9 protein-coding genes and 1 pseudogene are annotated in these 12,515 nt (G+C 60.7%); 6 read left to right on the top strand and 4 right to left on the bottom strand.

Annotation, left to right across the window (positions count from 1 at the left end):
- Positions 1 to 113: 113 nt before the first annotated feature.
- Positions 114 to 314, bottom strand: a pseudogene (locus tag ACYZT4_RS10060) (helix-turn-helix domain-containing transcriptional regulator); the annotation flags it as partial.
- 35 nt (positions 315 to 349) lie between these two features.
- Positions 350 to 1,378, bottom strand: coding sequence for an AraC family transcriptional regulator ligand-binding domain-containing protein (locus ACYZT4_RS10055; RefSeq protein ID WP_461987398.1), 1,029 nt, complete (start codon positions 1,376 to 1,378; stop codon positions 350 to 352).
- Between the two features lie 71 nt (positions 1,379 to 1,449).
- On the opposite strand from ACYZT4_RS10055, the gene ACYZT4_RS10050 reads away from it, so the two are divergent.
- Positions 1,450 to 2,364 carry a LysR family transcriptional regulator gene (locus ACYZT4_RS10050; protein ID WP_461987397.1) on the top strand — a complete coding sequence of 305 codons (915 nt, stop codon included), beginning with the start codon at positions 1,450 to 1,452 and terminating at the stop codon, positions 2,362 to 2,364.
- Between the two features lie 11 nt (positions 2,365 to 2,375).
- Here ACYZT4_RS10050 and ACYZT4_RS10045 read toward each other — a convergent pair whose 3' ends face one another.
- Positions 2,376 to 3,296, bottom strand: a complete 921-nt coding sequence (locus tag ACYZT4_RS10045; RefSeq protein ID WP_461987395.1) for a LysR family transcriptional regulator — start codon at positions 3,294 to 3,296, stop codon at positions 2,376 to 2,378.
- A 94-nt stretch (positions 3,297 to 3,390) separates the two neighbouring features.
- Between ACYZT4_RS10045 and ACYZT4_RS10040 the strand changes: the two genes are divergently transcribed.
- The 5 genes from ACYZT4_RS10040 to ACYZT4_RS10020 all read left to right on the top strand — a co-directional run bounded on the left by ACYZT4_RS10040 (position 3,391) and on the right by ACYZT4_RS10020 (position 10,419).
- On the top strand, positions 3,391 to 4,254 hold the full coding sequence (locus ACYZT4_RS10040; RefSeq protein WP_461987393.1) for a helix-turn-helix transcriptional regulator: 864 nt from the start codon (positions 3,391 to 3,393) through the stop codon (positions 4,252 to 4,254).
- A gap of 96 nt (positions 4,255 to 4,350) precedes the next feature.
- Positions 4,351 to 6,177: a DUF1302 domain-containing protein gene (locus tag ACYZT4_RS10035; RefSeq protein ID WP_461987392.1), complete on the top strand. Its 1,827-nt coding sequence runs from the start codon at positions 4,351 to 4,353 to the stop codon at positions 6,175 to 6,177.
- Between the two features lie 11 nt (positions 6,178 to 6,188).
- Complete coding sequence (locus tag ACYZT4_RS10030) at positions 6,189 to 7,526, top strand: DUF1329 domain-containing protein (protein ID WP_461987390.1); 1,338 nt, start codon at positions 6,189 to 6,191, stop codon at positions 7,524 to 7,526.
- Positions 7,527 to 7,687: 161 nt separating this feature from the next.
- Complete coding sequence (locus tag ACYZT4_RS10025) at positions 7,688 to 9,037, top strand: DUF1254 domain-containing protein (RefSeq protein ID WP_461987388.1); 1,350 nt, start codon at positions 7,688 to 7,690, stop codon at positions 9,035 to 9,037.
- Positions 9,034 to 10,419, top strand: coding sequence for a DUF1254 domain-containing protein (locus ACYZT4_RS10020; RefSeq protein WP_461987386.1), 1,386 nt, complete (start codon positions 9,034 to 9,036; stop codon positions 10,417 to 10,419). Before ACYZT4_RS10025 ends, ACYZT4_RS10020 begins: the two co-directional genes overlap by 4 nt.
- A gap of 57 nt (positions 10,420 to 10,476) precedes the next feature.
- Here the strand turns inward: ACYZT4_RS10020 and ACYZT4_RS10015 are convergent, their stop codons facing one another.
- Positions 10,477 to 12,450: an alkyl/aryl-sulfatase gene (locus ACYZT4_RS10015; protein ID WP_461987385.1), complete on the bottom strand. Its 1,974-nt coding sequence runs from the start codon at positions 12,448 to 12,450 to the stop codon at positions 10,477 to 10,479.
- Positions 12,451 to 12,515 lie beyond the last annotated feature (65 nt).

Here is a 12,515-nt window from a genome sequence, read left to right as displayed (position 1 = left end):
ATTCCCCAAGGCCATTAACTATAGCTGCCGCAGGTTGGGGTTGCCGGCCGACACGCAGATGATCGTTCCCACGCTCTGCGTGGTAACGCCTCACTGGACGCTCAGCTTCCGATCTTGGGACGCGGAGCGTACCTGGCTGCATTCCCACGCGGAGCATGGGATCGATCATTGATCTGTGCCATGCCACGCGCTTTAACGACATGACCGATGGCCCGAAGAAATTCGTCGTTATCGCCGTCTGCCAGCACTTGCGAAAGGTATTCGCTGATCGCTTCGTCACTGTCCAGCAATGCAGCCATGTCGAATGTGGTCATGGTTAAAATTCCTTTATCAATTCTCCAAAGATCAGTCAGCCCAACCCCCACCGCATCCGATACACCCCCGGTGCGCATCCGAACCAGCGCAGGCAGGCGCGGTTGAAGCTCTGTACGTCGCTGTAGCCCAATTGATCCGAAATCTGCACCAACTCCAGTTCTGCGGCCTGCAACAGATCCTCGGCCTTGCTGCGGCGATACTCGTCCAGCAATTCGGAAAAACTCCAGCCCAGCGCCTTCAAGCGCCGGGCTGCGGTGCGTTCGAGCAAGTGCTGGCTGGCGCAGAACTGCTGCCAGTGGGCATTGGCGAGATCGGCGATCAGATGATCGCTGACTTGTTCCAGCAACGTCGGTTCGCTGTTGCGCCGGGTCTGTTCCAGCAGTTCGACCAACGTTTGCTCAAGCTCATGGTTGCCGGGAGTCAGCGCCGCCACAAAAAGCTGCGGGTCGAGGCGAATCGCGTGGTGCGGCTGCGCCCATTGCACCGGCGCACGGAACGCTTGTGCATGTGTCTCGGGATCGGGCGTGCACGCCCGGGACAGGCTGACCCCGAGGATCGGATCACGCTCCAGCCCGCTGGCGAGAAACTTGCGACGCAGCATGCTGCACAGGCTGATAAGGATGTAATCGGCAATCGGTGCGCTGGCTTTCAGGCTGCCATGGTCGAGCAGGCGCAATTCGACGCCTTGGCCGTCGTGCACGATGAGGGCCTGGAAATGCCCGTTGAAGAACGGGAAGAAGCGCTCGAAATAGGCGCAGGCACTTTCCAGCGAGGCCGCCACGTCGAACAGGTAAGTCAGGCCGTTGGTGGCGGTCGAGACGAAGCGCCGACCGGCTGCCAGCCCGATCAAAGGGTCACCGGTCTGCTCCAGCGCAAACACCCAGAAGCGTCGCGACAGAAACAGCGGAATCCGCATGAACGGCGCGCGCAACTCGAACAGGCTGCGCCGGAATAGCGCTTCGAGGGTTTCCCTGGCAACGCCTCGGGCCAGTAACTCTTCGATGGCCGGCAGCAGAGTCGGCGCATAAAACGCGTTGGGGGATGGCTGATCGCTTTTTGTCATGTAGGGCTCACAGCTTGTCTCTGGACACTGGTTAGGCTGCGCGACGTTAAGCGATTTGCCGGAGCAAGACCATGCTTGATTTACGCCAGCTCGATCTGAACCTGCTGCTCGCCTTCGATGCCATTTACCAGCAGCGCAGCGTTACCCGTGCCGCTGAAGTAATGTGCCTGTCCCAACCGGCGATGAGCAACGCACTGCGCCGCCTGCGCGATTTGTGCGGTGATCCATTGTTCATCAAAAGCCGTCTGGGCGTGACGCCGACGCTGGTGGCGCATCGTCTGGCAGATTATGTGCGCGTGGCGCTGGAGTCGTTGCGCGACGGCTTGCGGATGATTCCGGCTGCCCGCCAGAACAATCCGTTGCTGCGCATCAGTTGCCTGGACTGCCTGCAACCGGTGCTGCTGGATGCCCTGCTCGAAGCGCCGCACGCCGACTGGCAAGTGCGCTACTTCCAGCCGCGTCGTCGAGACGCCTTGCAGGAACTGGCGAGCGGAAAACTGGACATCCTGGTCGACCTTGACCAGCCTTTGGCTGGTCTCGCCGGTCTGCACAAACAGGTGTTGCCCGCCGATCATTACGTGTTCGCTTATGGCGCAGCGCTCAAGGAACCGCCGCGAACCCTGCAAGCGTATCTGGAGCAACCGCAGATTCAGATTTCAAGCCGTCGCGACGGGCTCAGCCCGGTGGATTTGCACCTCGGTCTGAAAGGCCTGCGCCGGACACTGGCGGTCAATACGCAAAGCACGCTCGCAGCGAAGCTGATTGCCGATCGACAGCCGTTCGGCATGAGCCTGCCGAGCCGGGTCGCCGTCGTGCTGGGTTTGCAGCAAGTGCCGATCCCGCTGGACGAACCGGTGGAGTTGAAACTGGCGCTTTACATCGAGTCCCGTTACCGCTTCGAACGCAGTCGCGAGGAAGCGATGCATTGCCTGTTGCGTGCCTTGGGTGAGCCGCGTGCGCTGCAAACCTTCGCCCGCCGCGCGTAATTCGTGTGGGCCTAGGTGGTCGCGAGCAATCGCTGATCCACCGCCAGAATCGCATCGACCATCGCCAGCGCTGCCGGTGTCAGCGAGTAACCGGCGCGGCTGACGATGCCGTAATGCAGTTGCAAACCGGGATCGTCGCGAGGCACGTCGACGAAGTCCAACAGTTGGATCATTCCTTGTTCGGCCATTTCAGCGAGGGCTTCCATGGTCGCAATACCGACCGCATCGGAACGCATCACCACGCGGCGGATCGCGTCAAATTGCGCGCATTCGACACTCGGGTTGAAGTCCGGCTCACCTTGCACGTCGGCGAGGATCTTGCGGATCATGGGCGGAATTCGTGTGCCGACCACGGCGTAGTCGAGCAGGGCGCGCAAGGGCAGTTTTTCCCGCGTCGCCAACGGATGGTCGATGCGGCAGAAGAACCGCCCACGTCGCGACCGCAGCAGTTGCACCTGATACTGCGGATCGCCGGTGAAGTAACGTGCGTCCGCCACCAGGAATTCGATTTGTTGTTCCCGCAACCACAGCGCCAGTTGTTCCCAGTCACCCAAATGAAAACGGGTGCGAATCGCCGGGTGTGCCTGGATAAATTCCGCCAACGCTTGCGGCACCAAGAGTTGCGCGGGGTAAGGGCCGCTGCCGAAATGCAACTCGCCGCCGGTAAGGCCGTTGTACTGGGTCAGTTCGTTGTGCAGCGCCTGACTGCCGGCGAGCAAGCGCCTGGCATGCTGCAGCACCAGTTCACCTTGTCCCGTGAGGCGGAATTCGCGGCTGCTGCGTTCCACCAGCGCGCAATCGAGATCCCGTTCGAGGGTCTGGATGCTGCGACTGAACGCCGGTTGGCTGAGATTGATCGCCTCGGCGGCACGGCCGAAGCTGCGGTAATCGGCCAAAGCCACCAAGTGGCGAAGCTGGCGTAAATCCATCATGCGTCTCCTGCATTCCGTTGATACTTTTAATGCATTTGATCGATATCACATGGACTGGCATAAGTACAACCCTGACTCTTCGCCGTAGCCTGCCATGTCCATTCAACCGTTCGCTTCCAGCGCTTTCACCCGCACCATTCTCAGCCATGCGCAACAGTCGGGCCTGTGTCAGGACCAGCTATTACAGCGCGCAGGCATCAGCCTGTCGTGGCTGGATGGCCAGGGGCAGCATGTTCCTGCGCACTTGGTCGAACAACTGTGGAGCGAATGCGAAAGTGCCGGTGCCGGGGCCACCTTTGGTTGTGAACTGGTCAACGGCATGGCGACCACGTGCCTGCAAGGTTTGAACATCCTGCTGGATTCCGCTGCTACATTGCGCGCGAGCCTGGCGTGCTTCATCGAGTACCTGCCGCGGGTGACCAATTACGTCGTGGCGGAGTTGGACGAGGGCGACGGACAGGCTCGACTCCACCTGAAAGCGGCCCACCAACCGCCGCACTTTTTCGGGCTGGACGCGGCGACGTTAAGCCTGGTCCGCAATATCGCGCGACGGGTCGGGCGAGCACCGAGGGAGGTGTTTGTCAGCGTGACCCTGACGTCGCAACAAGCCGCCGGCCACTGGTTGCGCGATGTTGGTATCACGGTCGAAGAGGGCGCGCATCCTCGCCTGACATTGCCGCTGGCAAGTCTTGATGAACCGTTGCTGGGGGCCAATGCGTATTTGCACCAGAGCATGCTTCGGCATTGGCAGATCGAGGTGGGGCAACACGTGCGCAGCGACAGTCTGGACATGGCGCGGCATTGGTTGACGGCAGGGGATCAGCCGATTGAACGGATTGCGCAGCGGCTCGGGTATCGGCAGCCGAGCAATTTTATCCGGGCGTTTCGAAAGCAATTCGGGATTACGCCGAAGCAGTTTCGGTTGGGGTTGGGGTTGGGGTTGGGGTTGGGGTCGTAGGGTCAGATGATCATTTTTTGTCACCCATCGCTTGCGTGTCCCTTCCGAACATAAGTCACCGTGTCGGCGCTGAGTAATCCTGACCGGAGCCTAATAATGATAAGAAATAGCTCGGCCACAGCCGAAGTCCGTCCGCGACTTCACCGGCTTGGCCATTCCCGCCCGCAACCCCTTGCGCTGGCGATTCTTGCTGTCCTGACCACACCCAGTTACGCCACCAGTATCGACATCAACGAAGACTGGAGCCTGTCGACCAAAACCACCCTGACGCTGGGCAGCAGCTGGTCGACGCAAAACCCTGACAAAAGCCTGATGACCCGGGCCAACGCCCTGCAAGCGCAAGGCGTGAGGGCCAACGGCACCAGCGTCAGCGCCGACGACAATCGGCTGAACTTCGAAAAGGGCGACCCCATCTCGCAGAACTTCAAGGGCCTCACCGATTTCAGTCTCGATGGCCAGGGCCAGGGCGCGTTCATCCGCTTCAAATACTGGTACGACCACGCCTACGAAACCCGCGATGGCCGCTTCAAGGATTTCGACGATTCAGGCTGGGACGACCTGTCGAAGTTCAAGGGCTTCCAGATGCTCGACGCCTATGTCTGGAAAGATTTCCAGGTGGCGGAGCACCCGTTGACGGTGAAGGTGGGCAACCAAGTGTTGTCCTGGGGCGAGTCACTGTTGATCCAGAATGGCATCAACGTGATCAACCCGCTGGACGTCTCGGCGTTCAACCGCCCCGGCGTGGAAATCAAGGAAGGCCAGTTGCCGGTGGAGATGGTTTCCTTCAGCTTCGGGCTGTCGGACACCACCAACCTCGAAGGCTTCTACCAATACAACTGGCGCCCCAGCGTGCTCGACGGTTGCGGCACTTTCTTCGCCAGCAGCGATGCAATTCAGAAAGGTTGCGGGCCGTTGTATCTCGGCCAGGTGCAGACCGATCAACAGATGCAGGCCGCCGGGTTGTACGCCACGTCCCGGGGTAACGAATCGCCGTCTGACAACGGCCAGTTCGGCTTTGCTTTGCGCCAGCTGATCCCGGCGCTGAACGATGCCGAAGCGGCGGTCTACTTCATCAACTATCACTCGCGGCTGCCGTATTTCACCCTCGACGCTAAAAACACCAGCGTGCGTGGCACGTTCCCCGGACGAGTGCAGGCGCCGAGTTACGCGGCGGCGTTCCCGGAAAATATTCGTCTGTACGGCATCAGCCTCAATGGCGTCGAACCGAACAGCGGGATTTCCCTGGCGGGTGAGTTGAGCTATCGGCCGAACATGCCAGTGGCGATCAACGCGCCGGACATCAACGTTGCGGTGATTACCGGGGCGCCTGGCAGTTCCTGGGTGCAGTTGCCAGCAGGGTTCAACATCAATCGCGGTAACCGTTTTGACGGTTGGGAGCGCAAGGGCGTCTGGCAAATGACCGGCTCGGCGACACAGGCGATCGATAACGTGCTGGGCGCCACTCGCCTGAGCCTGTTCGGCGAGGCCGGTGCCGTGCACATCGAAGACATCGGCGACGAGCGCCTGGGTCGCAATGCCGCGTTTGGGCGTAGCGCGCCGCGCAATGGCACTGCCTGCAACACCGTGGCGTCCGGCGTCACCAATCAGTACTGCACCGACAAGGGCTTCGCCACCGACTGGTCGTGGGGCTATCGCTTGCGCGCGAGCCTGGAGTACAGCGACGTGCTGCCCGGTATCAACCTGATCCCGGCGGTCAACTGGCGGCATGACGTCTCCGGTTATTCCTACGATCCGCAAGGTCCGTTCCAGGAAGGCCAGCAAGCACTCGGCGTAAGCCTGACCGGCACCTACTTCAACGATTACAGCGTGGAACTGGCCTACAACGCGTTCTTCGGTTCCAACGACTACAGCACCCTCGACGACCGCGATTTCGCCTCCGTCAGCTTCAAGGCAGATTTCTAAGGAGAACCTCTATGCGTATGCAATTGTGCGTGCTGGCGCTGGCCTGCACCGTCGGCCTGGCCCAGGCCAAAGGCACCGATTCGGCCGCCCTCGGCAAAACCCTGACGCCGATGGGTTCGGAAATGGCCGCCAATGCCGATGGCAGTATTCCGGCCTGGTCCGGTGGCCTGGCGAGCAATGCCGGCACCGTCGACAGCAAGGGCAGTTACAGCGACCCGTATGCGGCGGATAAACCGCTGTTCACCATCGATTCGAAGAACGTGGCGCAGTATCAGAAGTTTCTCAGCCCCGGTCAGGTCGCGTTGTTCAAACGGTTTCCCGACAGCTACAAGATGAACATTTACCCAACGCATCGTAGCGCCAGTCTGCCCAAGGACGTGTTGGCGCAAAGCCGTGACAACGTCGCCAAAACCAGCATGGCCGATGGCGGCAACGGCTTGCATGACTACGCGCGGGGCATTCCGTTTCCACTGCCCACCGAAGGTCTGGAGGTGATGTGGAACCACATGACCCGTTATCGCGGCGGCAGTTACGAACGCATCAGCAGCTCGGCGCTGGTCCGTGAAAACGGTGCGACCAGTTATGTGCGCAACCAGTCGCTGATCAACTTTGCCGACACCGTGGGCGGGCTGGAACCGGGCTCCAACATCCTGTTCATGTTCAAGAGCCGGGTGCTGGAACCGGCGCGTCTGTCCGGTGAAGCGGTGCTGGTGCATGAGCCGATTGACCAGGTCTCCGAGCCGCGTTCGGCGTGGCAATACCTGCCGGGCCAGCGTCGGGTTCGCCGCGCGCCGATGATCGCGTACGACAACAGTGCCCGTTACAGCAACGGCCTGATTACCGCCGACAACATCGACGGCTATAACGGCGCGCCGGACCGTTTCGACTGGAAGCTGATCGGAAAACAGGAGCTGTTCATTCCCTACAACAGCTACAAGATCGGCAGTCACGGGCTGAAGTACGACGAAGTGATCAAACCCAATCACATCAATCAGGACCTGGCGCGTTACGAGAAACATCGGGTGTGGGTGGTGGAAGCGACCCTCAAGCCCAACGCCCGGCACATTTACGCCAAACGCCGCTTTTACGTGGACGAGGACAGTTGGCAGATTGCTCAGGCGGACCAGTACGACAGTCGCGGTGAACTGTGGCGCAGTGGTGAACTGCATGCGATTCAGCAGTACGACCACGGCTTCACTTACAACGTGCTGGAAACGTCCTATGACCTGATTTCCGGCCGCTACTACGCCGGTGGCCTGACCAACGAAGAGACGCAACCGATGCGGGTCGGCTTCGCGGCCAAGACGGACGACTACACGCCATCGGACCTGCGCCGCTGGGCCAAGTAACCGAACGCATCATCACCACACGTCCATGTGGGAGCGGGCTTGCTCGTGAAGAGGTAGTCATATTCAACATTATCGTTGACCGACGCACCGCTTTCGCGAGCAAGCCCGCTCCCACAAGGAGACCCGTGTGGGCTGATGTTTTTTCTGCCAGGAGACCTGCCATGCGCTACTGGATTTCCGCACTGGCCCTGGGCGCAAGCCTGGGCACTGTTGACGCTGCAACCCTCGATCAATCCCAGGCAAAGGCTTTGGCTCAAGAGGCTTATGTCTTCGCCTACGCGACCGTCGAGCATGACAAAGTGCTCACCGCCATCGCCGCGAAGTTGCCGTTCAACCGGCTCTACAGCGATCCGCGCTTGCTCGGCCCGCAGGACAACAAAGTGGTGTCGCCAAATAACGACACTTTCTATTCGCGGGCCCTGCTCGATTTGCGCAGCGAGCCCGTGGTGCTGGATGTGCCGGCAGTCCAGGGGCGCTACTACAGCTTTCAGCTGGTGGACATGCGCACCGATAACCTCGATTACATCGGCACTCGCGCCACGGGTAATCAGGCGGGACGTTACCTGATTGCCGGACCGGACTGGCAGGGCGAATTGCCCAAGGGGTTCAGCGCGCTGATTCGCTCGCCAAGTCGCCTGGTCTTTCTGCTCGGACGTACCGAGGTCAAGGGTGAAGCCGATCAAAAAGACGCCGCAAACGTGCTGACCGGCTACGTTTTGCAACCGCTGTCCAAAGTGATCGGTGGCCCCGCGCCCGAGGCGTTGTCACCGCTGCAATTACCGGCGTATCAGGACACCAAGCAAGGGCCGGCGCAGGCGCTGTTCAGCTGCTTCAATGCTTTGGCGCCGTTGCATGAATGGACGCCGCACGAGCGCTTGAAACTGGAGCGCTACGCCGCTATTGGCGTTACACCCGGCAAGGCGTTCGAGCCGCCGGCAGCATTGATCGAGACCATCGCCCAAGGCGCCGAAGCCGGTCGCGATCAGGTGCGCACGGCATCAAGCCAGCTCTCGGTAGAACAGCAGGGCTGGTTCCGCTCACCGGGCAATGTCGGCAAATTCGGCGACGATGACCTGACCCGCGCGGCGGTAGCCTGGCGTTACATCTACGCCAACGATCCGGTGGAAGCCTTGTACCCGATGGCCTTGCATGACGCTGAAGGGCAAACGCTGGACGGCACCCACGCCTATCGCCTGCATTTTCCCGCCGGGCACCTGCCGCCGGTGAACGCTTTCTGGTCGTTGACCCTGTATGACGGCAAGACCCAATTGCTCGCCGCCAATCCGATCCAGCGTTACGCACTGGGGGATCGCAGCCCGGGTCTGAATTATGACGCTGACGGCGGTTTGACCCTGATCCTGCAAACCGACGCGCCGGCCACCGCACAGCAAAGCAATTGGCTGCCGACGCCGCAAGGTCCATTCAATTTGCTGCTGCGTTTGTACCTGCCCAAAACCGAGGCGCTGAAGGGCGCTTATCAGTTGCCCGTGATCGCGAGGGTAGAACGATGAAGCTGATTTTCAGTCGTCGACGGGTATTGGGCAGTTTGGGTGTATTGGGAGGCAGTCTGATGCTGCCACGTTGGTTATTATCGGCGGAATCCGACGACGTACGAGCGGTTGCTCGAGAGGCATGGATCTACGCCTACCCGATGCTCATGCATTACCAGACCCTGGAAAAACAGGTGCTCAAACCCGACGCGCCTGAGTACGTCGGCGGCTTCAATCGCTTCCGTCACTACAGCGAACTCTACACCCCGAAAAATCGCGAAATCGTCACGCCAAACAACGACACACCGTATTCCTGGGCCTGGCTCGACCTGCGCAGCGAACCGCAAATATTGAGCGTGCCGGCGGTGGGCGATGACCGTTACTACGTGCACCAGTTGGTCGACCAGTACACGCACAATTTCGCGTACGTCGGCGTGCTCAGCACCGGTCGCGAAGCGGGGGATTACCTGATTGCCGGTCCCGACTGGCAAGGACCGACGCCGGCCGGGATCAAAGCGGTGCTGCGCAGTGAAACGGCGATCGTCATGGTGCTCGGGCGCACCGGACTGAAAAACGCCGACGACTTGCCGGCCGTAAGTGCCTTGCAGCAGCAATACCGTTTGCGCGGCCTGCATGAATACACGGGTGATTCCGCGCCTGTTGCGGCGCCTGCATTGGGGTGGTCGGCGTGGGACAGCAAGACCGGTCTGGGACTGGATTTCATTGCGATGCTGAACCAGATCCTCACCTTGTGTCCGACTCATCCGTCCGAAGTGGCGTTGCGTGCACGATATGCGCAAATCGGCATCGTGCCTGGCCAGGGCTTCGACTCTGCCACCTTGCCGACGGACACGCGCCAGGCATTAATCGCCGGAATCCAGGATGCCCAGGCGCAACTGCAAGCCAGCTGCCTGAAAGTGCGCAATACGCTGGGCCTGTTCGGCACGCGCGAGGTGCTGAATGGCAACTACCTCAATCGCGCGGTTGCGGCGGCGGTCGGCATCTATGGCAACAGTGTCGAAGAAGCGTTTTACACGGGCAGCCGTCTGGACAACCAGGGCCAGCCGTTGCAGGGCGGGCGTCGGTATCAACTGCGCTTTGCGCCGGGGCAATTACCGCCGGCGAAGGCGTTCTGGTCGTTGACGCTTTACGATTTGCCGGACCGGCAACTGGTGGCCAATCCGATTGACCGTTACTGCCTGAGCAGTCGCGATCATTTGCAGCTGGATGCGCAGGGAGGGGTGACGCTGGTGATGCAGCCTGCGGCGCCGCGAGAGCAGAGCAACTGGCTGCCGACGCCGACGAGTGGGGCGTTTACGCTGGTGTTGCGCCTGTATGGTCCAGGGCGGGAGGTGATTGAGCAGAAGTGGCAGATGCCTGTGGTTGAAATAATTTCTGCATAGCTCCAACTGACACCTTCGCGAGCAAGCCTGCTTGCTCTCGAAGGGTGCACTACGGTCTCAGGGCGTAACGATATTGAACTGCGGACTGAAACTGTCCAGATTCCCCAGCAACTCCCCAAACTTCTTGCCGTTCCCCTGCAACTTGATCAACCCCTTCTGCATCGCCGTCGGGAAATCCAATTGCTTCAAACTGATCTGATCCAGTGTCGCCTTGCTCAAACTCACACTGGCATCCGCCACTGGATTGAGTCCGCTGCGGTGGGTCAGCACGCCGTTGCGCAGGGTCAGGTTGTAGTCCTTGTTCTGGTCTTCGAACGTCCAGTTTAACGTGAGGTCATGACCCACGGCCTTGTCGCTGTCGAGGCGGATCGCCAGGTAATCGAAGAACATGTCCGGCGTCATCGCGCGCACCATGTCCACCGACACCGAACTGCCCGCATGCTGCGGCACGCCGTTGCGCAGTTCCATCGCCCCGGTCAGGTACATGTTGCGCCAGGTCGCGTTCTCGCTTTGATAACCCAATTGCTCCAGCGCTTCAGCCTGGGCGCTGCGACCCGGCGCGTTATCTGGCTCGGCAAACAGCAATTGATTACCCAACTGCGCCGCCCAGCGGTATTCACCCCTGGCCATCGCTGCACGCATTTTTTCGATCACCGCCGCGCCGCCACCCATGGCCTCGACGGTGCGTTTGGCGGTGTCCACCGGCGGCAGCGGATTGAGGTTGGCCGGGTTGCCGTCGTAAAAACCCATGTAGCGCTGGTACACCGCCCGGGAATTGAAACTCAGCGAACCGTAATAACCACGGGTGTACCACTTTTGATCGAGGTCGCCGGGCAGCTTCTGCATGTTCTCGGCGATTTCCATCGGCGTCAGGCCCTGGTTCAGCAGGTGCAGCGTGCGGTCGTTGAGAAACGCGTACATGTCGCGCTGATCGGCAAGGAAGGTGCGAATCCGCTCGCCGCCCCAGGTCGGCCAGTTGTGCTGGGCAAACAGCACGTCGCTCTTGTCGCCGTAGCGCGCCAGGCTGCTGTCGAGGTATTGCGCCCAGGCCTTGGCGTCACGCACTTGCGCGCCGCGCGGAGTGAGGATGTTGTGCATCATCTGCGTGGCGTTCTCGGCCATGCACAACGCGTGAAACTGTGGCAGGTAGAGGTTCATTTCCGACGGCGCTTCCGTGCCCGGCGTGAGCTGGAATTCCACCTCGATACCGGCAATGGTGCGGGTCTCCAATTCCTTGCTGATCAAGTCCGTCGGCTCGATCAGCGTGATGGTGCCGCCGGTGGGCAGGCTCTTGCCCATACCCGAATCCACCTGGCCTTTCTCGCCACGGGGCAGCAGGCTGCCGAACTGGTACTGCGCGCGGCGGCTCATGGCGTTGCCGGCGTAAACGTTCTCGCTCATCACGTGTTCCATGAACCCGGATGGCGCAAACACTTTAACCTTGCCGGCCTTGACGTCAGCCTCATCGATCACCCCGCGTACGCCACCAAAGTGGTCGACGTGGGTGTGGCTGTAGATCACCGCCACCACCGGTTTTTGCGGACGATTCTGGTAGTACAGCGCCAGGGCAGCCTTGGCGGTTTCGGCCATGGTCAGCGGGTCGATGATGATCAACCCGTCGTCGCCTTCAATGATGGTCATGTTCGCCACGTCGAGGCCGCGCACCTGGTAGATCTTCGGGCTGACTTCAAACAATCCGGCGTGGGCGCTGAGTTGGGCCAGGCGCCACAGGCTCGGGTTGACCGAGGCCGGCGCCTGATCCTTGGCAAGGAACTCGTAAGCCGGCAAGTCCCAGATGACCTTGCCGGCCATGTCCTTCACCTGACTTTTGAACGGCGCGATCAGGCCACGGGTGACCGACTCGAAATCCGTGCGGTCGCTGAAAGGCAGGTGTTGCAGGACCGCAGCATTGTTCGTGGCAGTGACGGAGCTGGCGTTGGCCGGTTCATCGGCGGCGTAAACCGGTTGCGTCAGGCATGCCGTGATCAGGCAGGCCAGCAGGCCACGAGGGCTCAAAGTGAAACGAGGCATGGCGTCTCCGTTTTTTATCGTTATGGTTAGACCAGCCTCGAGGTTAGGGCCGCGTACGGGCGCGG

This window comes from Pseudomonas sp. GB2N2 (assembly GCF_054897705.1).
This window is presented reverse-complemented; position numbering and strand designations above follow the sequence as displayed.